This is a genomic window from Variovorax sp. DXTD-1 (assembly GCF_003984625.1).
Taxonomy (GTDB): domain Bacteria; phylum Pseudomonadota; class Gammaproteobacteria; order Burkholderiales; family Burkholderiaceae_C; genus Variovorax.
Window position 1 is genome coordinate 68247 of the sequence record NZ_RWKH01000016.1, and the last position, 23051, is coordinate 91297.

Consider the following 23051-nt stretch of genomic DNA (forward strand, 5'->3'; position numbering starts at 1 on the left):
CTCTACTTTGCAGCGGCGGGCGCCTTGACGGCAAGCGGCGTGGCGTACGGCTCGATGCGCAGCAGATCGTTCTTGAAGACGGCCACCTGGCGCAGCGGCGCCTGCACCAGCGCACCTGCGGCATCTTTCTGCGATGCGTATTGCCAAAGCGTGAGCTGCCCCTTGGCCGCCAGCAGTTCGGCCAGGCCCTGCACGCCGGGGCCGGCCCCGGTGCCGAGTTGCGCCGCCTCCACCCCGACGATGATTTCGTCTTTGGGCGAAACCAGCTTGAAGAGCTGGATCGGCGCCGGCGCTTGCGCGCGGGCGGGCCGCACGGCGGCTGCCAAGGGTAGAAGCGCCAGAGCGGAAAGGCCGCTCAGCGCGCGGCGACGGTAGGAAATGTTCATGGGCGACAAGCCTACCCACGCAGGCGCCCGCTGCCCACATGCCGGAAGCCATACGCCACGTACACCGGAGGTACGCAGGACTAAACCGGGTTCGCCTGCAGACGTACATCCGCTACGCTCAACGCCATGACCACCGCTTCTTCATCACCACCTACCGCATACACCGCCCGCTATCCCTCGCTGGCCGGCCGCACCGTGTTCATCTCCGGCGGCGCCACCGGCATCGGCGAAGCGCTGGTGCGGGCCTTCCACCACCAAGGCGCGAGGGTCGGCTTCTGCGACCTCGATGCCGCAGCGGGCCGTGCGCTCGCGGCCCAGCTCCAGGGCGGCAACCCGGTGCTGTTCTGCGAATGCGACGTGACCGACACCGCGGCCCTCAGCGCCGCCATTGCCGCGGTGCGCGCGCAGTTCGGCCCCATCGGCGTTTTGCTGAACAACGCGGCCAACGACCGCCGCCATGAAATGGCCGACGTGACCAGCGAAGATTTCGACCGGCTCGTGGCCGTCAACTTCAAGCACCAGTTCTTCGCCGCGCAGGCGGTCGCGGACGACATGCGCGCGCTGGGCGGCGGCTCGATCATCAACTTCGGCTCGATCAGCTGGATGATCAAGGGCCGGGGCTACCCCGTGTACCAGGCCTGCAAGGCAGCCGCGCGCGGGCTCACGCGGTCGCTGGCGCGAGACCTGGGCAAGGAGAACATCCGCGTCAATTCGATCGTGCCGGGCTGGGTCATGACCGAGCGGCAGATCAAGCTGTGGGTCAAGCCTGAGTCCGGGGCCGAGATCGATGCCGCGCAGTGCCTGCCGGGCCGCGTGATGGCCGAGGACATTGCCGCCATGGCCCTGTTCCTGGCGGCCGACGACTCGCGGATGTGCACCGCGCAGGATTTCGTGGTGGACGCCGGGTGGACCTAAGCCCTGTTGCTGATTCTTCAAAGCAAAAAGCCCGGCATGCCGGGCTTTTTGCTGGGTTGACGACGATGCTCAGTCGCGCAGTTCGGCCGGCACCTTGCCGCCGTTGGCAGCCAGCTTGGTCATGACCTGGCGGTGCAGCCAGATGTTCATCTTCGCGCTGTCGCTGGTGTCCGGGCCATAGCTGAGTTCGGCCGCGAGCTGCTTGCGCGCGTCGAGGCTGCTGTCCAGGCCCAGCAGCTTCATCAGGTCGACGATGGAAGTGCGCCAGTTCAGGCTGCTTGCGCCGGGCATGCCGTCGAGCAGTGCCTCGACGTCGACCACGGTGATGGCCGGCGGCGGTGCCGCGGCGGCGGGTGCGCCTGCGGGCGTCGGTGCTGCCGGAGCAGCAGGGGCGGTGGCGGCGTTCGCGGAGGGGAAGATCTTGGAAAGAATGCTGCCGAAAATGCTCATGCGTGTGCTCCGTCAATGTTGAGGACTGAAAACCTGCGGCCACAGTTGTGTCGCCGCCGGACGTTGTAGCACGGCCCTGCGGCGCGCCCGCTACACGGCAGGCCGAACCGCCGCGCCGGATGTGAACGAATCCGCAGAGTCCGCGGCCGATGCGAACGGCACCCGCGGCGCGGCGGAAGTACCGCAGGCATGGCAGAACTTCGAGAACGCGCTCTTGCGGGTTTCGCACTGGCCGCAATGGTCGAACAGGCCGATGCCGCAATGCGGGCAGAAGTCGATCTCGTTGTTCTTCAGGTCCACCGGCCGTTCGCAGCCGGGGCACACGTTCTTGCCGAGCCGCGTGAGCGCGGTGTCGTAGCTGAGCTCTTCTCGCCGCACCTGGTCGGGCTGCTGCTCGGCCAGCTTCTGGCGGGCAAGGTAGCGGTTCAGCGCGACGATGGCGTAGCGCCCCACGAGCACCGTGACCAGGATGCCCACCACGTAGCGCACGTAGCCGCCGTAGCTCGGCATGTAGGGCACCAGCTCGACGAAGAAAGCGAACAGCGCAAAGAAGATGAAGCCCCAGACAAAGGGCCAATAAGTGCCCTTGCGCTTCTTCACGAACAGCCAGCCCGCCACCGCCAGCAGCGGCAGCGTGAGCGCAAGCCGGTAGCCGAACACACGCAATTCGACGCGCCGGTACTCGGCGTCCAGCTTGTCCTGGGCGTCGCGCTCCAGCACCGCGAGCGATTCGCGGGCACGCTGCTCGCCCTGCCGCGCATCGACCACGATCTGGTGCTGCGCATCCACCTTGCGCTGCACGGCGTCTTCCTTGTTCTTGAGCGCGTCGAGCGCCTTGGTGCGCGCGATGAGCTCGGTGTCCTGGTCGGGCTGCGCGGTGGCGCGCCGCGTGGCAATCCAGTTGCCGAAGGTCTCGCGGGCATTGGCGCTGGCTTGCTGCGCGGCACTGAGCTGCAGGCTGATCTGCTCGAGCTCCCGCGACGCGGCCAGTTCGGTCTTTTCCGCCGCCTTGATCGTCTCGCGCAGCGGCGCGGCCGCGGCGCGGTCGATGAAGTCGTCCAGTTCGAGCGCCCGCTCGACCCGCGGCAGGTCGCCCACGACGGTGCCGCCGAGCCCGATCAGGAAACTCGCGAACACCAGGGCCACCAGCCACAGGCCGCGGCGAAACCACTTCTCGGACAGACGCAATGACTTGCTCATTTCTTTTTTCCTCTTTTTTCTTCTGAAGCGCGCACGCTCCCGTTGCAACTACAGCTTGAAAGCCACCGGCGCCGCACCCAGCCCCGCGCGCGGCAGCCATGCGAACACCGAATCGACCGTGACCGTTTCGATGCGGTCCGAGAACCGCTTGTCGTTCGGGTGATCGTCGAAGGCCACATTGGCCGACCCCACGCGGCCGCCCAGGCGAGTGAGCGGGCCGAGCCGCAGTGTCGTCGGTTCGTAGCCCTTGAACTGCATCCACGCCTGCGCCTGCCCGCGGCTGCCGATGGTGGCGGGCTCCATGGCCGCGGCCAGCGCCTCGACGGCCCACTGGTTCGACTGCTGGTACTTCTGCCCCCACACGTAGCTCACGATGCTGTAGGGCGCCGCGTTCAGCCGCACGATGCGGGGCGGCGGCTCTTGCAGCGCGGCCAGCAGCTGCGCCTGCACCTGCGGCGTGGGCACCACCCAGGCCGCCTCATAGCGCCAGAGGTCGTCCAGAAAGAACTCGCCGAGCCCCTGCCGGTACACCGCGGCCACGGCCGTGCCGCACTGGTTGAGCTTGTGCACCACGCGCCACGGGCCTTGCTCGGTCTTGTAGGCGATGCCCAGGTGCGAATAGCGCAGGCCGTACTTGCTCAGGTCTTGCCCGGCCCGCGCCAGCAGCACGACGCGGGCGCCGCTCGCATCCAGTTGCTGCGACGTGCGCTCGGCCAGCTGCATACCCTTGACGATCAACTCTGCCGTCGGCTTGGCCTGCTCGCAGGAGCGGCCGGCCTGCGCTTGCAGCGGCAGCGCCGCTGCAAGCGCCAGGAGCGCCGGAAAGAGCGCCTGGACGAAGGCGCGCTTCATGACAGCCTCTCGCTGTACAACAGGGCGCGGCCGATGGCATTGGGCACAAAGGCCAGCACCTCGCCCGCGGCCGACAGCACGATGCCGCTGCCGATCACGCTGACCAGCACACCCGTGCCGACGGAGGCGGACACGCCATTGGCGGCGCGGCCCATGACCTTGACGCTGGCGCGTGCGCCGTCCGAAGCGCGCTCCAGCACGTAGACGGTGCCGTCGGCCGAAGCCTCGACCGCCACCACGGTGAGCACCGAACCGCCCACCGAAAGCGCGGCCGGCACCGCGACCACCGCCGTGGCGGAAGCTCCCACGGCGGATGCGGCTCCCACCACCGAGGCCACCGGCAGCAGCGAGAGGGCGGCCGAAGCCTCGGAAGCGTGGTTCTGGGCCCGGGCATGAAGGGGAAGCGCGGCACCTGCGAACGCGGTGCAGGCAGCGACGATGAGAGCAGCAATCGACTTTTTCATGACGATCTTTCGTTGGTTGAAGTGCGGGTCAAGGCAAAGTGACGGAGCCGCGCTCATTCGGCCGAGCCGGCGGCGGCCGCTTCCTGGCGCGCGGCACGGCGGCCTTGCAGGCGCGCTTCGACAAGGTCGGCCTCGTGGCGGTCGCGCAGCGTCTTGGCCAGCGTGAAAGCCGAGCTGATCAGGAACAACCAGCTCACACCCAGGAAGGCCTTGTAGGCGTCGTTGATCTCCATGCGGATCAGACCCCAGCCGGTCAGGCCCATGGCCGTGAAGAAGCTGCCCCAGACCACCAGGCGCCACATCGGCACGTCGCGGCCTGCGGTGCCGCCGGCGTCCGCGTGTTGGTTGTCGCGAATGAACTTGGCCAGCATGAAGGCGGTGCTCAGGCAGAACACATAGCCCATCACCATGAACGCACGGTCCAGTGCCTCGCCCGGCAGCCAGCTCAAGCCGGTGGCGCACAGGAACACGGCAATCGCGAAAGAAGCCCAGACCTGGAGCTGCCAGGCCCGCGTATCGCGCTGGATCGAAACGGTGGTGGAAGGGAAGGGTTGCATGAATGCCTCGCGGCGTAGTGAAGGTGGGCGAATGATGGTTCGCCCCCGCGCCGCGAGGATCAAATGCTTCGACCAGTTCTGGTTTGAGCCGCTTCCGGTATCCCTAAAAGATACTTTCCGGCGCCTTGCGCGCCGGCGAGGCCGTCCTCTGCGTGTCAGGCGGCCAGCAACCCGCTCACGCGCTGCTGCAGCGCCTCGGGCTGCACTTCGACCGGCGGCACCGCATGGCCCACGTTCAGCCCCACGCGGCTGAAGAAACCGCGGCGGAAGGGCTTGGCCATGGCCACGTTCTGTCCGCCGCGCAATTCGATGCGGCTGAAGTACGAGCCCCAGAGATTGGTCAACGCCATGGGAATCACCGGCGGCTCGATGCCTTCGGCGCGCGCGCTTTCGATGATCTTCATCACGCCGCCCTTGAACGGCTGCAGTTGGCCGTCGCGGGTGATGGCGCCCTCGGGAAAGATCGCGAGCAGGTCACCCTCGCGCAGCACCTGCAGTGCGCGGGCAAAGGCGGCTTCGTAGGCGGCCGGGTCTTCCTTCTGCGGCGCGATGGGGATGGCCTTGGCCAGCTTGAACAGCCAGCCGAGCACCGGCACCTTGAAGATCCGGTGGTCCATGATGAAGCGGATCGGCCGCGGGCTTGCGGCCATCAGCAATATCGCGTCGATGAAGCTCACGTGGTTGCACACCAGCACCGCCGCGCCTTCGGTGGGAATGTGCTCGTCGCCCTTGATCTCGAAGCGATAGACGAAGTGCGACAGCATCCACGCGATGAAGCGCAGCAGGTACTCCGGCACCAGCATGAAGATGTAGAACGCCACGAGTGCGTTGGCAATGCCGGTGAACAGGAAGATCTGCGGAATGGTGAAGCCGGCGCCCAGCAATGCGCCCGCGAGCACCGAACTGCCGATCATGAACAGCGCGTTGAGGATGTTGTTGGCCGCAATGATCCGTGCGCGGTGCGTAGGCTGGCTGCGCAGCTGGATCAGCGCGTACATCGGCACGCTGTACAGCCCCGCGAAGAGCGACAGCAGCGCCAGGTCTGCCATCACGCGCCAGTGCGCGGCCTGGCTCACGAAGGCGCCAAGCCCCATGACCGCCGGGGCGGCAAGAGCACCCGCCGCCGCGGGTGCGGGCGGCAGACCGCGCGATGCAAAGTACAGGTCGATGGCGAACACGCTCATGCCGATGGCGCCCAGCGGCACCAGGCCGATTTCGACCTGCCGGCGGCTCAGCGTCTCGCACAGCAGCGAGCCGATGCCGATGCCCACCGAGAACACCACCAGCAGCAGCGAGGCCACCTGTTCGTCGCCATGCAGCACTTCCTTCGCAAAGCTGGGAAACTGGCTCAGGAAGACGGCGCCGAAGAACCACATCCACGAAATGCCCAAGAGCGAGCGGAACACCACGATGTTGCCGTGCGCGAGCTTGAGGTTGCGCCACGTCTCGCTGAACGGGTTCCAGTTGATCACCAGCCCCGGGTCGGTGGCCGGTGCCTGCGGAATGGCCTGCGCCACGCCGCGCCCGACCAGTGCCAGCAGCACGCAGGCCACCGCCACCGTGGTGTGGCCGATCTGCGGCAGCGCCACCAGCAGCCCGCCCGCCACCTGCCCCAGCAGAATGGCGACGAAAGTGCCCATCTCGACCATGCCGTTGCCGCCCGTGAGCTCGCGCGAGTCGAGCACCTGCGGCAGGTAGGCGAACTTGACCGGCCCGAACAGCGTGGAATGCAGGCCCATGAGGAACACGCAGCCCAGCAGCACCACCGCATCGGCGCGCAGGAAGCCCCAGGTCGCAATCAGCATGATCGCGATCTCGAAGTTCTTCACGAAGCGGATGATCTTCGTCTTGTCGAACTTGTCGGTGAGCTGCCCCGCCGTGGCGGAGAACAGCAGAAACGGCAGGATGAAAAGCGCCCCGATCACCAGGCCCGCCATGGCCGGCGGCATCCAGCTCAGCTGGAGCTGGTAGGTCACCATGACGGTGAAGGCGAACTTGAACAGGTTGTCGTTCGCCGCGCCCGCGAACTGCGTCCAGAAGAAGGGCGCGAAACGCCGCTGCTTGAGAAGGGCGAACTGGTTGGCGTGCGCGTTCGCCTCGTGGGGCGCGGTGGCGGCAGTCGCAGCAGCGGCGGGGGTTGTCATTCGGAACATCTCCTCTTGTTATCTACACACTGTCCCGCTTCTTCGTGGAACACCGCGGAACCGGCTCTGCCGGGCCGCAGGTGTTGCCCCCGGTAGGGGGTTGGCGCAGCGACACGAAGTGCGCGAAGACTGGGGGCGAGCCCAGGACATCCTCAGGCCGTCAGGGCGGCTGCGTCGGGATTGTGCCGCAGCAGGGTCCCGCGCCAGCTCACGTCGAGCTTCCGGAGCGCCGCCAGCACCGGCAGGCCCGCCAGCGCCGCCACCAGGTGCTTGAGGCTGTGGCCGGAGATCAGTTGCCCGGACGCTTCATAGACCTGGTGGTCCGCCAGCTCGAAGGCCTTGGCCACCGCGTAGAAGAAGATCACCCAGCCCAGCTTGAGGCCGACGGCGCCACGCATCGGCGTAGCCAGCGCAAGCGTCAGCACCAGCGCCATGCCGCCGAACTGCACAAGGGCCCAGGGCAGGACGTTGCCGGTTTCCTGGACCACCTCGGCCGCGAGCAACCCCGTCGTCAGCACGAACCAGGCCGCGGGCCAGCCGGCACGCTGGCTCACGCGTTCGCAGACCGCAATGCCGATCAGCCCCGCAAAGGCCACGGCCATGCCGGCGCGGTCGGCCGCAAGGCGAGGCGCGTCCGGCAGCAGGTGATAGAAGGCCGAGCCCGCCGCGGTGGCGATCAGGCCGGCGAAGAACAGCCAGGCACAGTCCAGCGTGTTGTCCGGCGGATCGCTGGCCGGTGGTGCCAGCGGAAACTGGGCCAGTGCCTGTTGATGGGCCCGGTCGATCCGGTTGAGCCGGTACAGGCCCCAGCAGCCGATCAGCAGGAAGGGCAGGTTGCTCAGCACGTCCATGGCATTGGGCAGGCCGTGCCAGGCACGGTTGTCGGCAAACACCGAGGCAATTGCCACGTCGGCCGCGGGCAGCGCGGGGCCGAACAGGGCCACCAGCGCAAGCAGCGCAAAGGTGAAGAGCAGCCCGCGTTCGCGGCGGCTGAGAGTGGGCAGGAACATGGCGGGCCTCGTTGGTTGGGTGGTACGAGCCGCGGAATTTAGTTGCCAGCCTCTCTGTAGGCATCGAGAATCGATACGAGGTATTAATTCACACCTTTCGGTATCCTTTTTCGATACCCCTCTTCGCACAAGCCACCCTTCATGAGCACCACCGTCGACCTTGTCCAAGCCCTCAAGAACGAACTCAAGAGCGCCCGCATGACCTACGCCGACCTGGCGCGGTCGCTCGACATGGCGGAATCCAGCGTGAAGCGCATGCTCGCCAAGAGCGACATGCCGCTCTCGCGCGTCGATGCGATCTGCCGCGCGCTCAAGATCGACTTTGCCGAGCTGGCGCGTCGCGTGGCCGACGCCCAGCCACTGCTGAAGGAGCTCACGCAGGAGCAGGAAAGGGCGGTGATTAAGGACAAGAAGCTGCTGCTGGTGGCCATCAGCGTGCTGAGCCAGTGGACGCTGGAGCAGATCGTGGCTTCATACCGGATCACCGAGGCGGAATGCATCGGCTTCCTGGCGCAGCTGGACCGCATCGGCATCATCGAGCTGCGCCCGCTCAACCGCTACCGGCTGAAGCTGGCCAAGACCTTCCGCTGGCGGCCGCACGGCCCGGTGATGGAGTTTTTTCGCGAGAACGTGGTGCTCGACTACTACCGCGGCGGCTTCGACGGCCCGGCCGAGGGGCTGCTGCTGGTGCACGGCTCCATCAGCCGCTCGCTGGCGCCGGCATTCCTGGAGCGCCTGCAGCGCGTGGCGCAGGACTTTGCGCAGCAGCACCAAACGGACCAGAAGCTCTCGGCCAAGGACCGCGAGGGCTACACGCTGCTGCTGGGCATGCGCAACTGGGAGTTCGAAGCCTTTACCCGGCTCCGCCGCGCCTGAACCTCAGGTTTCAGGGCTTCGCAGCTTCGAGCGCGTCGCGCGTGGTGCGCGCGGCTTTTTTAGCCGCCTCGGCGAAGTCGTCGCCCGACGACGCGTAGATGATGGCGCGCGACGAGTTCACGATGATCGGCGCATCGGTACGCCAGCCCGCGCGCACCGTGGCCACCGCATCGCCGCCCTGGGCGCCGACGCCGGGAATCAGCAGCGGCACCGTGGGCGCGAGTTCGCGCACGCGTTCGATCTCTGCCGGGTAGGTGGCGCCCACCACGAGGCCGAGCTGCCCGTTGAGGTTCCACGGGCCTTGGGCGAGCTTGGCAACATGCTCGTAGAGGAAGGGCTGGCCCTCGATGTCCGCGAGGCGCTGGCCCTGCAGGTCGGAGCCACCGGGGTTGCTGGTTCGGCACAGCAGGAAGGCGCCCTTGCCCTCGTGCTTGAGGTACGGCGCCACCGAGTCGAAGCCCATGAAGGGCGACAGCGTGACCGCATCGGCGCCATAGCGCTCGAAGGCCTCGATGGCGTACTGCTCGGCGGTGGAGCCGATGTCGCCGCGCTTGGCGTCCAGGATGACGGGCACATGGGGCGCATTGCGGCGCATGTGCTCCATCAGTTGTTCGAGCTGGGCTTCGGCGCGGTGGGCGGCGAAATAGGCAATCTGCGGCTTGAAGGCGATCACCAGTTCGGCGGTCGCATCGACGATGCGCGCGCAGAAGTCATAGATGCGGCTGGCGTCGCCCTTGAGTTGCCCCGGGAACTTGGCTGGCTCCGGATCGAGCCCCACGCAGAGCAACGAACCGTTTTTTTGCTGTGCGGCGGCCAGCTTGTCGAGGAAAGTCATGGGGCCCGATTTTAAGGACCCCCGGGCCGCCGCTTAATTCGATGGCGTTTGCTGGTCGGCCGCCAGGCACAGGTCGGCCCAGGCGCGCGCCTTGTCGGCGGGGTTTCGCAGCAGATACGCCGGATGGTAGGTGGCGACCACCGGCACGCCGTTGACCGAGTGCAACGGCATGGCGCAGCCACGCAGCTTGCCGAGCGGATCGGTGCTTTGCATCAGGCTTTGGGCAGCCAGCGGCCCCATGGCGAGCACCATGCTGGGCGCCAGCGCGGCGGCATGTTCCTCGAAGGCCTCGGTCATGGGACGTGGGCTGCCGGGCTGGCCGGCGGCCACGCCGCGGTGCGTGCGCATCAGGTGCACCGGCGTCCTGCCGTCGTGCAGCTTGAGGGCGCGCAGCATGTTGTCGAGCAGCTTGCCGGCGTCGCCCGCAAAGGGCTCGCCGTGGCGGCCGTCGGCCTCGGGCGGCATGTCGGCCACGACCAGCCAGCCGCCTTGAGCCGGTCCGGTTCCGGCGTCGGCGTAAAGGCGGCGGGGCGTTTCGACCAGCACGGCGGCGCCGTGGGCAAGCGGTGCTGCGGCTGCGGGCCGCGCCACGGGCGGTTGCGCCACGGCGGGGCGTGCGGCCGGTGCATGGGCGGGCGGATCAACGCGCGCCACCGGTGTTTCGGCGGCGTACGGCTCGCGCTCGTCGACAGGCGGTGGCTCCGGCATCACCGCCTCTGCAGCGACAGGGGCCGCCTCGACGGCTTCGGGCATCGGCCACCAGACCTTCACGCCCATTTCGTCGAGCATCGCGCGCTGGCGCGCATCGAGCTTCAGTGTCTGTACCGCACTCATCGCAAGGCTCCCCAGGCGGAGCCTGTTTCGTTCAATCTCAGGCTCATGACCACGGCGTCTTCGCGCCTGCCCTCATGCGCCGGGTAGTAGCCCTTGCGCACGCCGACGCTGCGGAAACCCTGGCGCACATAGATGTCGAGCGCGCGCTGGTTGCTTTCGCGCACCTCGAGCCACAGCCATTGCGCGCCTTCGCCGCGCGACCACCCGGTCAGCGCCTCGAGCATCAACGGCGCCCAGCCCTGGCGCTGGAAAGCCGGCGCCACGGTGATGTTGAGCAGATGCACCTCGTCGACGCCTTTCATGGCGACGTAGTAGCCGATCAGCGTTTCGCCGAGGCTGGTGACGGGCGTGGCCAGGTTCGGCAGCGACACCGGCGCGAGCAGGCATTGGCAGTGGTAGCCAACGGCCATGGAATCGATGAAATTCCCGCGCGTCCAGGGATGGCTGTAGGCCGTCTGCTCCACCGCGCACACAGCCTCGAGCCGCTCGATGGTGAGCGGTTCGAGTCGGGCTTCGACGGGCTGGAGAACGGCACTCATGGGTGGGTCACACTGGTGAAGTCGCAACCGCGGCCGCCTTGATGGCGGCACGCTCTTCCGTGGTTTGCGCCACTTTATCGCGAACATACAGCGGCCAGGCATGTGCTGCATCCACAGTGCGTCCGGCGGCCAGCAGCGCCGGCGCGAGCCGGAGCATGGCCGTGGCGGTCGGCAGCACCTCGTGGCGCGCCGCGGCGGGCGCCAGGCGCGGGCCGTAGGCGGCAAAGGCGTTGCCGGCGAGCGACCAGCCGGCGGGCACTTCGAGCGCCTCGGGGGCCAGCAGCAGCGGCTCATCGTCATTGCTGCCTTGCAACGCACCGAGTTCGCCCCCGCCTTCGAAGTCGTAGCGGGCAGCATACAGCTGGTCCATGCGCGCGTCGAGCACCGCAACCACCTGGTGGGCGCCGAAGGCGTGGCGCGCTTCCTCGGCCACGGCCAGCAGCGTGTCGACCGGCAGCAACCGCACGCCGGAGCCGAAAGCCAGCCCCTGCGCCACCGAGCAGGCGGTACGCAAGCCCGTGAAGGAACCCGGGCCGCGGCCGAAGGCGATGGCGTCGAGTGCGGCCAGTTCGAGCCCGGCCTCGGCCAGCAGTTGCAGGATGAGCGGGATCAACGTGCTCGACGCCTGCGCGCCGCCCGCGCCGCTGTGCGTGAACAGGCGCTCGCCGTGGCGTACCGCGACCGACAGGTGCTCGGTGCTGGTGTCGAAGGCCAGGAGCTTATGCATCGCGGCGTCCCATGGCGGCGGCCGGCATCGCGGGCCTTGCGGCCGCGCGGCCCGCGGCTGCTTTCTGCACGCCGAAAAGGATGCCGGCGGTCACCAGCAGCAGGCCGGCAATCAGGTTCCAGTACAGCGGCTCGTCGAGCCAGATCACCGCGCCGAAGGCCGAGAGGCCGGGCACCAATGCCGTGATCATGGTGCTGCGCACTGGCCCGAAGTACTGGATCATTTTCGTGAAGGTAATGCCCGAGATCACCACCGAGCCGACGCCCTGGAACAGCATCTGGAACGCCACCTCGCCCCAGGGCGCGGTGCCGATGTGGCTCACGACCGCGCCGCCCGCCACCAGCAGGCTGTACACAGGCACGTAGGTCAGCAGCGCAAACACGGTAATGGCGATGGTCGCGCGCACCGCGTCGAGCCCGTGGCGGCGTGCCACCACGCTGTAGCAGGCCCAGCAGAAGGCCGCGCCCATGAAGAGCAGGTCGCCCTTCCAGACCTCGCCGCCCTCGAAGGCGTGCAGCAGGCTGCGCCCGCCGACCATGAGGTCGCCGGCAACGATCAGCGCCAAGCCGAAGGCCCGGCCCGGCGTGATTCGGTCGCGCAGCACCAGGGCGGCCAGCAGCGTGGTCCACAGCGGCAGGCTGCCCGGCATCAGCACCGCGGCATGGCCGGCGGGCGCAAAGAAGAAGCCGCTGTACGCAAGCATGGCGTAGGCCAGGCCGCCGAAGACGCCGGCGGTGGCGGTGACGCGCAGAGAAAGAGGCGAAAGCCCGAACAGCGACGAGGCCGTGCCACCCTGTTGCTCGCGGCGGCTCTTCATGACCAGCCACGCACCCCATGGAACCAGCACCATGCTGGCGCCGCAGATGCGCGCCAGGGCCAGGTCGAAAGGCGTGAGAGAACGGCCGGCCGAGGCGCGGGCGATGACGATGAAGGCGGTCCAGACCAGCACGGTGACCGCGGCCGCGCCGATGCCGAGCGTGCGGGGCGAAAAACGGGGCGTGGCAGGCATCCCCCGATTATCGAGGGCTCGCCGCCGCCCCGCCGGCCAGGGGCGAATCAGCCGCCGTCGCTGCGCAAGACGGCCAGCCCCGCCTTGCGCAGCGCCGCCAGCGCCGAGCCCGGCGCCTCGGGCGACACCAGCAGATGGGCGGCGGCCGAAACCGGGTTGATCACCCAGGCCGAAGCGGCGCCGATTTTTTCCGAAGAGGCCAGCACCACCGTCTCGGCCGCCGCCGCCATGAGCGCGCGCTTGATCGCGGCCTCCTCGTCATCGCCGGTCGTCAGCCCGGCCTCGGCCTGCACGCCGGTCACGCCCATGAAGAAGGTGTCGGCATGGATGCGCGAGATGGCGTCCATGGCCGCGGCGCCCACCGCCACCATCGAATGCCTGAACAGCCGCCCGCCGATCAGCACCACCTCGACGGCGGCGTGGCCAGCCAGCTCGACCGCCACCGAGGGGCTGTGCGTCACCACGGTGGCACGCAGGCTTTCGGGCAGGTGCCGCGCCATCTGAACGGCCGTGGTGCCGCCGTCGATGAACACCACCTGCCCTGGCTGCACCATGCGTGCGGCGGCTCGGCCGATGGCCACCTTCTCCGCGGTTGCGAGCTGCAGGCGGCCTGCGAAGTCGGCTTCGGCCCTGGCAAGCGGCAGCGCCCCGCCGTGCACGCGCTGCAGCAGGCCCTCGGCGGCAAGCTCGCGCAGGTCGCGGCGGATGGTGTCTTCGGACAGCGCGAGTTCCTCGCTGAGCGACTTGGCGACGACGTTGCCATCGCGCTGGAGGACCGAGAGGATGTGTTGCTTGCGCTGGCGGGTGAGCATCGGGCGATCGTATCCGGCCAAGCCGCAGATTGCACGAATTTTCTTGTTTTTGCACGAATTCCCGCATATGCTTTGCGCCATGACCCTTCAAGACCGCGTCCGGGTGCACGAAGCCACCCTGCTTTCCGACAACTGGTACACGCTGAAGACCACCGCCTTCGACTGGCGCCGCAATGACGGCAAATGGCAGCGCATGCACCGCGAAACCTACGACCGGGGCAACGGCGCCACGCTGCTGCCCTACAACCGGGCGCAGCGCACGGTGCTGCTGACGCGGCAGTTCCGCTACCCCGCCTTCGTCAACGGCCACGACGACCTGCTGATCGAAGCGGCCGCCGGCCTGCTGGACAACGCGGCGCCCGAGGAGCGCATTCGCGCCGAGGTGGAAGAAGAACTGGGCTACCGGCTCGGCGCGGTTCAGAAGATCTTCGAGACCTTCATGAGCCCGGGCTCGGTGACCGAGAAGCTGCACTTCTTCATCGCCGAGTACGAGCCTTCGATGCGCGTGGGCAATGGCGGCGGTCTGGCCGACGAGGGCGAGGACATCGAGGTGCTCGAACTCGGCATCGACGAGGCGCTGGCCATGGTGGCGGACGGGCGCATTGCCGATGCCAAGACCGTCATGCTGCTGTACCACGCGCAGCTGCATGTTTTTCCGCCGAGATAATCGGCCGATGGTTCTTCCTCGTCTCTCCTTCCTCCAGCCCGTCTGTGCGCTGTCCCTCGTCACGCTTTTCGCCTCCGGCGCCCACGCGCAGCAAGCCTTTCCGACCGAAGTAGAGACCGCCCTCGCGCGCGCCAAGGTGCCGCGCGATTCGGTGACCATGCTGGTGGCCGACGCCGAAGGCCTGCGCCCGCCGCGCCTGGCGTGGCGCTCGCAGGTGCCGGTGAACCCGGCGTCGATCATGAAGGTGGTGACCACCTACGCGGCGCTCGACCTGCTCGGCCCGGCCTACAGCTGGAACACGCCGGTCTACGTCGACGGCACGGTGAGCAACGGCGTGCTCAACGGCAACCTCTACATCAAGGGCCAGGGCGACCCCAAGCTGGTGCTCGAACGCGTGTGGCTGCTGCTGCGCCGCGTGCAGGGCCTGGGCATTACCACCGTGGGCGGCGACATCGTGCTCGACCGCAGCACTTTCGAAAACACGGCCGAGAACGACCCGGCCGCCTTCGACGGCGAGCCGCTGCGGCCCTACAACGCTTCGCCCGACGCGCTGCTGGTCAACTTCAAGTCGGTCAACATGACCTTCACGCCCGAGCGCGGCGGGCAGTTGGCGCGCATCAACTACGAGCCCCCGCTCGCCAGCGTCTCCATGCAGCCCACGATTGCGCTCGCGCCCGGCGAATGCGGCGACTGGCGCACGGCGATCAGGCCAGACTTCAGCGACCCGAACCGCATCCGCTTCAACGGCACCCTTCCGGCGGCCTGCGGCGAGAAGAGCTGGGCCGTGGCCTATGCCGACCCGCGCACCTACGGCCTGCGCGCCATTGGCGGCATGTGGGCCGAGATGGGCGGCCGCGTCGGCGGGCAGATGCGCGACGGCCGGGTGCCGCCGGGCCTGAAGCCGGTGTTCGAGTTCGGCTCGCCCCCGCTGGCGGAGGTGATCCGCGACATCAACAAGTACAGCAACAACGTGATGGCGCAGCAGGTGTTCCTCACGCTCGGCCTCACGCAAAAGAACCGCGGCACGTTCGAGGCTTCGCGCAACGCGCTGGGCCAATGGTGGCGCGACCGCATCGGCACGGGCGAGGGGCAGCCGGTGTTCGACAACGGCTCGGGCCTGTCGCGCGAAGAGCGCATCAGCGCCGCGGCGCTCGGCAAGATGCTGCAGGTGGCGTGGCGCTCGCCGGTCATGCCGGAGCTGGTGTCGTCGCTGCCCGCCTCGGGCGTGGACGGCACGCTCAGGCGGCGCGCGCTGCGCTCGGGCGGCGCGGCGCACCTGAAGACCGGCACGCTGCGCGACTCTTCGGGCGTGGCCGGCTACGTGCATGGCGCGAGCGGGCGGCGCTACGTGCTGGTGGCCATTGCCAACGGCGAGAACGCGGGTGCGGCGCGCGCGGCGTTCGATGCGCTGGTCGACTGGGCATACCAGGACAACTAGGCGCCTGGCCAGCCGCACTGTGTACAGAAAACTTCTGTAGGTGATAGCCGCTTGCGCGCGGCAGGGGCGCTGCACAGAATCGGACGCCCGTTCGATTCGATACCCGTGCAACACAGGAGATACGCCTTGAAGACACCGCAACAACCTTCCCGCCTCTCGATGCAAAAAGGGGCGGCATCGGCGGCACTCGCCGGCGCCGCGCTGCTGCTCGCGGCCTGCGGCGGAGGAGGCGGTGGTGGCGGAGGCGGCATCGGGATCGGGCTTCCGCCACCCACGGCAGACACGGGCCGAGGCTCCGTCGTGACGGACCCGCCCGAGCAGGCGTCGAAGTTGACCGCCGACCAGTTCAGGTCGCTGCTCGAGGCCGATGCTTCGGGCAGGGCGCTGCTTCAGGTGACCGGCACGCCCAAGTGCGGCATCGAGACGCGCTATCTCGAATACCGCACCATCGGCGGCAAGAACGAAGCCACCAACGCCACGGCCGCGGTCATGGTGCCCTCCGGCGCGGACGTGGCCTGCAACGGCGCGCGGCCGGTGGTCTTGTATGCCCACGGCACTACCGCCGCGCGCAACTTCAACATCGCCAAGTGGACCGAAGCCGGCCAGCCGGCGGCCGGCGAAGGCCTCTTGGTTGCCGCCATGTTCGCGGCGCAGGGCTACATCGTGGTGGCCCCCAACTACGCGGGCTACGACAAGTCGACGCTGCCCTATCACCCGTACCTGAACGGCGACCAGCAAGGCAAGGACATGGTCGATGCGCTCACCGCGGCGCGCAAGACCTTCGCGGGCATCAACGCGACCGATGCGGGCTCGCTGCTGATCACCGGCTATTCGCAGGGCGGCTACGTGGCCATGGCGGCGCACCGCGAGATGCAGGCCACGGGCAAGGCGGTAACGGCGTCGGCGCCGCTCTCGGCCCCGTCGGCCATCGGGCTGCTGGCGGACTACACCTTCCAGGGCTGGCCGGCGCTGGGCAGCACGCTCTTCGTGCCGCTGCTTTCGGCCAGCTGGCAGCAGCAGTTCGGCGACGTCTACGGCAGCACCAGCGACATTTACGAATCGCGGTACGCCGCGGGCATCGACACCCTGCTGCCGAGCCTGACGCCCATCGCCACGCTTTTCGCGAATGGAAAGCTGCCGCAGCTCGCGCTCTTTCCGGCGGGCGCCACGCCAGGACCGGTGAGCCCCGACCTGTCGATCTTCTATGGCGCCAACAACCTGATCCGCCAGAGCTACCTGACGCAGGCGGCCAGCGACATCCAGGCGAACCCCTGCCCCGGCAATGCGCTGCCTCCCACGGAGGGTTCATTCAGCACGACTTCGCCGCTCGACTGCCGGCCGGCCGTGGGCTTCAGAAAGGCGGCGCGCGCCAACGACCTGCGCAACTGGCTGCCGACCCGGCCGGTGCTCATGTGCGGCGGCGCCAACGACCCGACCGTCAACTTCCTGAGCACCCGCGCCACCGCCGGCTACTTCCGCGCCCGGGGCATCCCCGCCGCCGCGCTGACCGTGATCGACCTGGAAGACAACGCCACCACCGACGCCTATTCCGCCGCCCGGGCCGGCTTTGCGCAGGCCAAGAGCACCCTGGCGCAGAACAGTCCGGGCAGTGACGCCGACAAGGCGCGGGCGGTCACCCTGGCCTATCACGGCACGCTGGCGCCGCCGTTCTGCCTGGCTTCGGCGCGCGGCTTCTTCCAGGGCGTGCTGGCCGCCGGCGGCTAGCGGGGGCTTGGGGCTTCTTCCAGAAACACCGCGGAACCGGCTTCGCCGGGCCGCTGGTGTTGCCCCCTGCAAGGGGGTTGGCGTTGCGACACGAAGTGCGCGAAGACTGGGGGTTAGCCCATCGACGCGCGTTGAAGGCGGTCGCGCACGCCTTCCCATTCGGGCATGTCCGGCGGCGTTTCCACCCAGATCAGCTTGACGCCCTGCGCGTCGAACTCGCGCAGCACCGCGAACAGCTGGTGCGCGCTGGCCGCGGCGTCGTCGGGCATGCGCCGCTGCAGCACGCGCTGCGAATGGCTGCGCACTCCGGTGCGCGTCCACACCGCGATGTTCGCGGCGCCGGCGCCGAGCACGTCGAGCCCGGTCTGAATGGCCTTGGCATCCATCAACCGCAGCTTGGCATTGGGGGCGTAGTGCGCCTCCAGCGTGCCGGGGGCGCGCGGATCGGGCGTTTCGAGCACCTCGCGGTCGCTCAGGCGCTCGCCCAGCGCGGCCTCGACCTGCGCACGTGTGATCAGGCCCGGCCGCAGCAGCACGGGCGCGCCGCGGCTGCAGTCGATGATGGTCGACTCGATGCCCACCTCGCAGGCGCCGCCGTCGACCACCGGCAGCGAATCGCCGAATTCGTCGAACACATGCTGCGCCGTGGTCGGGCTCACGCGGCCGAAGCGGTTGGCGCTGGGCCCCGCAAGGCCGGGCACGCCCTGCTCGGCGCAGGCCTCGAGAAGTGCCTGCGCCACCGGATGCGAGGGGCAGCGCAAGCCGATGGTGTCCTGCCCGCCGGCCGCCGCGGCCGCAACGCCGGGCTGGCGGGTGACGATCAGCGTGAGCGGGCCGGGCCAGAAGGCCTGCACCAGCTTTTGCGCAAACGGGGGAAGCGGCTGCGCAAAGCGCGACAGAGCCTCGGTGCCCTTGATGCCGGCCGCCACGTGAACGATGAGCGGATGGTCCGAAGGCCTCCCCTTGGCCTTGAAGATGCCGGCCACCGCCATGTCGCTGGTGGCATCGGCGCCCAGGCCATAGACGGTTTCGGTCGGGAACGCGACCAGGCCGCCCGCGCGCAGCACGCGCGCGGCCTCGGCAATCGCCTGGGGAGACTGGCCGTCGAGAATCATGCGAAGTCGGCCGCCGTGAGCGCCGGCAGGCCGAGCAGGGTGGCGGCTTGCGATGCCGCGGCGCGCACGCTTTCGAGCGTGGCGCCGGTGAAGGTGATGTGGCCCATCTTGCGGCCGCGTCGCGGTTCGACCTTGCCGTAGAGGTGCAGGTGCGCGCCGGGCAGCGCGAGCACGTCGCTCCAGCGCGGCGCCGCCGGCTTGTCGCCGCCCTCGGCGGTGAACCACAGGTCGCCCAGCAGGTTCAGCATGATCGCCGGGCTGTGCTGGCGCGGCGCGGCCAGCGGCAGGCCCGCCAGGGTGCGCACCTGCAGTTCGAACTGCGACACGTCGCAGGCTTCCATGGTGTAGTGGCCGCTGTTGTGCGGCCGCGGCGCCATTTCGTTCACCACCAGCGAGCCGTCGGTCAGCACGAAGAACTCGACGCACAGCACGCCCACGTAGTTCAGCCCGGTGGCAATGCTCTTTGCCGAGTTGATGGCGGCCTGCGCCACGGTCTTGGGCATGTTCTGCGCATGCACCTCGGTCACGGCCAGGATGCCGCCCCGGTGCAGGTTGCGCTGGGGCGGAAAGTGCACGATCTGCCCGTCGCGGCCGCGCGCCACGATCACCGAGCATTCGAACTCGAGCGGCAACAACTTTTCGAGCACGCACGGCACGCAGCCCGCAGCCTGCCAGGCATCGATCAGCTCGGCGCGCGTCGACACGCGCTGCTGGCCCTTGCCGTCGTAGCCGAGGCGGGCGGTCTTGAGAATGCCGGGCAGCAGCCCGTCCTCACCCGCGGCCAGTTGCGCCGCCGTCTCGATGACGGCGTACGGCGCGCAGGCCACGCCGCAGCGCGTGAAATGGGCCTTTTCGGCAATGCGGTCCTGCGCGATGGCAATGGCGGCCGCGTCGGGTGCCACCGGCCGGGCGACGGACAGCTTGTCCAGCGACGGCGCGGGCACGTTCTCGAACTCGGTGGTCACCGCGTCTGCCAGGCCCGCGAGCCGTGCCAGGCCATCCACGTCGGCGTAGTCGGTATGGATGTGGTGATGGCTCACGCGGCCGGCCGGGCTGTCGGCGTCGGGGTCGAGCACCGCCGTGAAATAGCCCATGCGCTGGGCGGCGTGGGCGAACATGCGGCCCAGCTGGCCGCCGCCGAGCACGCCGAGCGTGGCGCCCGGAAGAATGGGAAGGTCGTTCTTGCTCACAGTGCACCCCCGCCTTGCGGCGAAAAAGGCGAAACGCCGCCCGCCTCCGCCGCGGGAGGCGGCGGCAGCGTCATGGCCTCGGCCGCGGTGGTTTGCGCGGTGCGGAAGGCGTCGAGCCGGGCGCGCAGCGCCGGATCGTTCACCGCCAGCATCGCCACCGCGAAAAGGGCCGCATTGGCGGCGCCCGCGTTGCCGATGGCAAAGGTTGCCACCGGAACGCCCTTGGGCATCTGCACGATGCTGTAGAGCGAATCGACCCCCTGCAGGTGACGGCTGGCCACCGGCACGCCCAGCACCGGCACGGTGGTCTTGGAGGCCAGCATGCCCGGCAGGTGGGCCGCGCCGCCCGCGCCCGCGATGATGGCGGTGAGCCCGCGCCCGGCGGCGCTTTCAGCGTACGCGAAGAGCGCATCGGGCATCCGGTGGGCCGAGACCACCTTCGCTTCGTGCTTGATTCCGAATTGCTGGAGAATCTCGACCGCGTTGCGCATCGTCTCCCAATCGGAGCTCGAGCCCATCACTACACCGACCTGAATGGTTTCGTTCATGGTTTCAATTTTACGTTTCACCCCCAGCTGGTTCCGATGATCGACATCACTCTCGAAAATTTTCAGGCCGAACTGATCGAAGGCTCGGTCGCCACGCCGGTGCTGCTGGACATCTGGGCCGAATGGTGCGGCCCGTGCAAACAGCTCGGCCCGGTGCTCGAAAAGCTCGAAACCGAGTACGCCGGCCGCTTCACGCTGGCCAAGCTCGACGCCGACAAGGTGCCGCAGATTTCGTCGCAGCTGTCGGAGATGTTCGGCGTGCGCAGCATTCCGTTCTGCGTGATGTTCAAGGACGGCCAGCCGGTCGACGGCTTCGTCGGCGCCATTCCGGCCGACAAGATCCGCGAATTCCTGGACAAGCACGTGCCCGGCGCCGAAGAGGTCGAGGCCGCCTCCGAGGAAGCCGCGGCCCAGGAAGCGCTGGCCGAGGGCGACACCGAAGGCGCGCTCGAGCGGCTGCAGCATGCGGTGGCCACCGACCCGGCCAACGACGATGCGCGCTTCGACTACATCAAGCTGCTGCTGCAGCAGGGCCGCATCGACGACGCCAAGGTGGCGTTTGCCCCGGTCATCGCCAAGACGACGCTGGTGCGCCGCTTCGATTCGCTGCAGCGCTGGATGGACGCCATCGATTTTGCGGCGCCGGCGGCCTCCGGAGCCGCGCCCTCATTGGCTGACTTCGACGCCAAGATCGCCGCCGGCAAGCGCGACTTCGACGCCCGTTTCGGCCGCGCCCGCCTGCTGATGGCCGAGCAGCGCTGGACCGACGCCATGGACGAACTGCTCGAGATCCTGATGCGCGACAAGAGCTGGAACGAAGAACTCGCGCGCAAGACCTACATCGCGATCCTCGATCTGATCGAGCCGCCGAAGGTGAAAGTGGCCGACGGGCAGATTCCGCCGGACGATCCGCTGGTGGCCACGTATCGCCGCCGGCTCAGCAGCGTGGTGTTGAGTTGAGCGAGTAATTGCTCATTGCAATGAGCAATTTTATAAAAAAGCGACTTGGTAGTCGCTTTTTTATTGCCTTGCTTGGCGTCGTATAGATATCATTACTACTCAATTCGACATAAAAGCGTACGCCAATGATCCAACTCACCGAAGAACTCGAAAAAGCCCGCAAGGCGGCCAGCCTGAGCCAGGAGGCCCTGGCAACCCAAGCCGGCCTTTCGCGCATGACGGTGCAGCGCATCGAAAGCGGCCAGATCGATCCACGGCTTTCAACGCTGCTCGAAATGGCGCGCGTGCTGGGGCTCGAGCTCATGACGGTGCCCGCCGCACTGCGCCCGCAACTGGAGGACTTCGTGCGATCGGGTGGCCGGCTGCTTGGCCAGCCGGCAGGCGCAGGCGCACCGCCCTCCATTGCACAAAGCCTGGCTGACGAAGGCCGGTGAGCACCCGCGCCGCGTTCAACACCGGCATCCGCTACCTGCGGATGTACCTGCATGCGCCCGGCGGACAGGCACAGGCCGCGGGCGCGCGGCGCGCCATCGGCTATCTCTCGCAGTACGGCGACATTCTTCGCGTGTCGTTCGACGAGGCCTACATCGCCGATTCGGCACGCCCCACGCTCTCGTTGGCCTACCGGGGTGCCGACGAGGCCGCTACCCGGGCCATCCTGGCGTCGGCCCGCGACGCCCGGGTGTCGCGCAGCGATGGCCACTGGCCGAGCTATTTTCAGAACCTGCTGCCCGAAGGCCACAACCGTGAGCGCCTGGCCTTGCAGCGCGGCTGCAGCGCGGACGACGAATTCGAGCTCTTGGCCGCCGCCGGCCACGACCTGATGGGCGCGCTCGAGGTCGAGCCCGTGCCCACGGCCGAAGGCATTCCCGACACGGTCAGGCACTGGCACACCGCGCTGGGGCTCGACGTGCTCGAACCCGGCTTCGTCGAACTGCCGGTGGAAGACGCGGCCGCCATTCCAGGCGTGGTGACCAAGTTCTCCGCCGTGCAGGACGGCCGGCGCTACGTGGTGCGGCGCCATGGTGCGGCCGGCTCATTCATTCTCAAGCTGCCGACCACGCGCCACCCCGACCTGGTGGCCAACGAATACACCGGCTATCGCCTGTGCGGTGCGCTGGGCCTCGACTGCGCCGAGGCCAGCGTGATCGAACGCACCGATGCCGACCTGCCCGAGCAGGTGCCGTTCGGGCAGATTCTGGCCGTGCGCCGCTTCGACCGCACGGCCGACGGCGGCCGCATCCACATGGAGGAATTCGCGCAGGTGCTGCAGTACGAGCCGCGCCAGAAGTACGGCCGCGGGCTCCACGTCGACTGGCCCGCCATGCTGCGCGTGCTGGACCGGCTGTCGCCCAACCCGGTGGCCGACGTGCGCGAATGCGTGCGGCGCATCGTGGCCTTCATCCTGCTGGGCAACAGCGACGCCCACCTGAAGAACTGGGCATTGCGCTATCCCGACGGCGTGGCGCCGGTGCTGGCGCCGCTCTACGACCCGGTGTGCGTGGCGGCTTTCTTCGAAGACGTGCTGGCGGTCGACTACGCGGTCAACCGCGCCATCGATGCGCGCCTGCGCGCCTTCGACTGGCCAGCGCTCGAAGCGCTGCTGCGCGCGGCCGGGCTGCTGCGGCCCTCCCGGCTCATGGCCATCGCGCGCGACACCGTGCGCCAGGCACAGGCCGAATGGCCCGCGCTGCTCGACGACCCGGCCACGCCGGCCAGCGTGCGGACCTGCGTTCGCGCACGTCTGGCAGGCGGTACGGCATTGGCGAGCTAGGCCGGCGTCGAATACGATTGCGGG

25 protein-coding genes are annotated in these 23051 nt (G+C 68.5%); 8 read left to right on the forward strand and 17 right to left on the reverse strand.

Going from position 1 to position 23051, the window contains the following annotated elements; genetic code table 11:
* Window positions 1-2 precede the first annotated feature (2 nt).
* Window positions 3-386, reverse strand: coding sequence for a hypothetical protein (locus tag EJI00_RS16260; RefSeq protein ID WP_126748534.1), 384 nt, complete (start codon window positions 384-386; stop codon window positions 3-5).
* Between the two features lie 126 nt (window positions 387-512).
* Here EJI00_RS16260 and EJI00_RS16265 point away from each other — a divergent pair, with 126 nt between their 5' ends.
* Window positions 513-1301 (forward strand): SDR family NAD(P)-dependent oxidoreductase, encoded by a 789-nt coding sequence (locus tag EJI00_RS16265; RefSeq protein WP_126748535.1) that lies wholly within the window; start codon window positions 513-515, stop codon window positions 1299-1301.
* A 69-nt stretch (window positions 1302-1370) separates the two neighbouring features.
* On the opposite strand, the gene EJI00_RS16270 is transcribed toward EJI00_RS16265, so the two are convergent.
* From EJI00_RS16270 to EJI00_RS16300, 7 genes are all read right to left on the reverse strand, one after another.
* Window positions 1371-1751 (reverse strand): DUF3597 domain-containing protein, encoded by a 381-nt coding sequence (locus tag EJI00_RS16270; RefSeq protein WP_126748536.1) that lies wholly within the window; start codon window positions 1749-1751, stop codon window positions 1371-1373.
* A 90-nt stretch (window positions 1752-1841) separates the two neighbouring features.
* A complete protein-coding gene (locus tag EJI00_RS16275) occupies window positions 1842-2951 on the reverse strand; it encodes a zinc ribbon domain-containing protein (RefSeq protein WP_126748537.1) in 1110 nt (369 codons plus the stop codon).
* A gap of 48 nt (window positions 2952-2999) precedes the next feature.
* Window positions 3000-3803 carry a DUF2145 domain-containing protein gene (locus tag EJI00_RS16280; protein WP_126748538.1) on the reverse strand — a complete coding sequence of 268 codons (804 nt, stop codon included), beginning with the start codon at window positions 3801-3803 and terminating at the stop codon, window positions 3000-3002.
* Window positions 3800-4267, reverse strand: a complete 468-nt coding sequence (locus tag EJI00_RS16285; protein ID WP_148110638.1) for a hypothetical protein — start codon at window positions 4265-4267, stop codon at window positions 3800-3802. Before EJI00_RS16285 ends, EJI00_RS16280 begins: the two co-directional genes overlap by 4 nt.
* Before the next feature lie 53 nt (window positions 4268-4320).
* The gene (locus EJI00_RS16290; RefSeq protein WP_126748540.1) at window positions 4321-4824 is read right to left on the reverse strand and encodes a YiaA/YiaB family inner membrane protein; all 504 of its coding nucleotides are present in this window, start codon (window positions 4822-4824) and stop codon (window positions 4321-4323) included.
* A 155-nt stretch (window positions 4825-4979) separates the two neighbouring features.
* On the reverse strand, window positions 4980-6968 hold the full coding sequence (locus tag EJI00_RS16295; RefSeq protein ID WP_126748541.1) for an MFS transporter: 1989 nt from the start codon (window positions 6966-6968) through the stop codon (window positions 4980-4982).
* Window positions 6969-7120: 152 nt separating this feature from the next.
* Window positions 7121-7978, reverse strand: coding sequence for a hypothetical protein (locus EJI00_RS16300; protein ID WP_126748542.1), 858 nt, complete (start codon window positions 7976-7978; stop codon window positions 7121-7123).
* Between the two features lie 141 nt (window positions 7979-8119).
* Between EJI00_RS16300 and EJI00_RS16305 the strand changes: the two genes are divergently transcribed.
* A complete protein-coding gene (locus EJI00_RS16305; RefSeq protein ID WP_126748543.1) occupies window positions 8120-8854 on the forward strand; it encodes a helix-turn-helix domain-containing protein in 735 nt (244 codons plus the stop codon).
* 10 nt (window positions 8855-8864) lie between these two features.
* Here the strand turns inward: EJI00_RS16305 and pyrF are convergent, their stop codons facing one another.
* Genes pyrF through EJI00_RS16335 form a run of 6 tightly spaced genes read right to left on the reverse strand, consistent with a single transcriptional unit; the run spans window position 8865 to window position 13610 of the window.
* Window positions 8865-9689, reverse strand: coding sequence for an orotidine-5'-phosphate decarboxylase (pyrF, locus tag EJI00_RS16310; protein ID WP_126748544.1), 825 nt, complete (start codon window positions 9687-9689; stop codon window positions 8865-8867).
* A gap of 33 nt (window positions 9690-9722) precedes the next feature.
* The gene (locus tag EJI00_RS16315) at window positions 9723-10523 is read right to left on the reverse strand and encodes a uracil-DNA glycosylase (protein ID WP_126748545.1); all 801 of its coding nucleotides are present in this window, start codon (window positions 10521-10523) and stop codon (window positions 9723-9725) included.
* Window positions 10520-11062, reverse strand: a complete 543-nt coding sequence (gene rimI, locus EJI00_RS16320) for a ribosomal protein S18-alanine N-acetyltransferase (protein ID WP_126748546.1) — start codon at window positions 11060-11062, stop codon at window positions 10520-10522. Before rimI ends, EJI00_RS16315 begins: the two co-directional genes overlap by 4 nt.
* A gap of 7 nt (window positions 11063-11069) precedes the next feature.
* A complete protein-coding gene (gene tsaB / locus EJI00_RS16325) occupies window positions 11070-11789 on the reverse strand; it encodes a tRNA (adenosine(37)-N6)-threonylcarbamoyltransferase complex dimerization subunit type 1 TsaB (protein ID WP_126748547.1) in 720 nt (239 codons plus the stop codon).
* Window positions 11782-12798 (reverse strand): DMT family transporter, encoded by a 1017-nt coding sequence (locus tag EJI00_RS16330; RefSeq protein WP_126748548.1) that lies wholly within the window; start codon window positions 12796-12798, stop codon window positions 11782-11784. Before EJI00_RS16330 ends, tsaB begins: the two co-directional genes overlap by 8 nt.
* 47 nt (window positions 12799-12845) lie before the next feature.
* Window positions 12846-13610 carry a DeoR/GlpR family DNA-binding transcription regulator gene (locus EJI00_RS16335; RefSeq protein WP_126748549.1) on the reverse strand — a complete coding sequence of 255 codons (765 nt, stop codon included), beginning with the start codon at window positions 13608-13610 and terminating at the stop codon, window positions 12846-12848.
* Window positions 13611-13689: 79 nt separating this feature from the next.
* On the opposite strand from EJI00_RS16335, the gene EJI00_RS16340 reads away from it, so the two are divergent.
* The 3 genes from EJI00_RS16340 (at window position 13690) to EJI00_RS16350 (ending at window position 17440) form a co-directional block, all read left to right on the forward strand.
* Entirely contained in the window at window positions 13690-14277 is a 588-nt protein-coding gene (locus EJI00_RS16340; protein ID WP_126748550.1) for a GDP-mannose pyrophosphatase, read from the forward strand.
* A 7-nt stretch (window positions 14278-14284) separates the two neighbouring features.
* Window positions 14285-15715, forward strand: coding sequence for a D-alanyl-D-alanine carboxypeptidase/D-alanyl-D-alanine-endopeptidase (dacB, locus tag EJI00_RS16345; RefSeq protein WP_126748551.1), 1431 nt, complete (start codon window positions 14285-14287; stop codon window positions 15713-15715).
* 159 nt (window positions 15716-15874) lie between these two features.
* Window positions 15875-17440, forward strand: coding sequence for an alpha/beta hydrolase family protein (locus tag EJI00_RS16350; RefSeq protein WP_126748599.1), 1566 nt, complete (start codon window positions 15875-15877; stop codon window positions 17438-17440).
* Between the two features lie 113 nt (window positions 17441-17553).
* Here the strand turns inward: EJI00_RS16350 and EJI00_RS16355 are convergent, their stop codons facing one another.
* From EJI00_RS16355 to purE, 3 genes are read right to left on the reverse strand one after another with little or no spacing between them, the layout of a single operon-like run.
* The gene (locus tag EJI00_RS16355) at window positions 17554-18555 is read right to left on the reverse strand and encodes an L-threonylcarbamoyladenylate synthase (RefSeq protein ID WP_126748552.1); all 1002 of its coding nucleotides are present in this window, start codon (window positions 18553-18555) and stop codon (window positions 17554-17556) included.
* Entirely contained in the window at window positions 18552-19745 is a 1194-nt protein-coding gene (locus EJI00_RS16360) for a 5-(carboxyamino)imidazole ribonucleotide synthase (protein ID WP_126748553.1), read from the reverse strand. Before EJI00_RS16360 ends, EJI00_RS16355 begins: the two co-directional genes overlap by 4 nt.
* Window positions 19742-20293, reverse strand: a complete 552-nt coding sequence (purE, locus tag EJI00_RS16365) for a 5-(carboxyamino)imidazole ribonucleotide mutase (RefSeq protein WP_126748554.1) — start codon at window positions 20291-20293, stop codon at window positions 19742-19744. The genes EJI00_RS16360 and purE overlap by 4 nt, the downstream gene beginning before the upstream one ends.
* Window positions 20294-20329: 36 nt before the next feature.
* On the opposite strand from purE, the gene EJI00_RS16370 reads away from it, so the two are divergent.
* The 3 genes from EJI00_RS16370 to EJI00_RS16380 all read left to right on the forward strand — a co-directional run bounded on the left by EJI00_RS16370 (window position 20330) and on the right by EJI00_RS16380 (window position 23027).
* Window positions 20330-21253, forward strand: coding sequence for a tetratricopeptide repeat protein (locus EJI00_RS16370; RefSeq protein ID WP_126748555.1), 924 nt, complete (start codon window positions 20330-20332; stop codon window positions 21251-21253).
* A 125-nt stretch (window positions 21254-21378) separates the two neighbouring features.
* Entirely contained in the window at window positions 21379-21687 is a 309-nt protein-coding gene (locus EJI00_RS16375; RefSeq protein WP_126748556.1) for a helix-turn-helix domain-containing protein, read from the forward strand.
* Window positions 21688-21728: 41 nt separating this feature from the next.
* On the forward strand, window positions 21729-23027 hold the full coding sequence (locus EJI00_RS16380; RefSeq protein WP_126748600.1) for a type II toxin-antitoxin system HipA family toxin: 1299 nt from the start codon (window positions 21729-21731) through the stop codon (window positions 23025-23027).
* Window positions 23028-23051 lie beyond the last annotated feature (24 nt).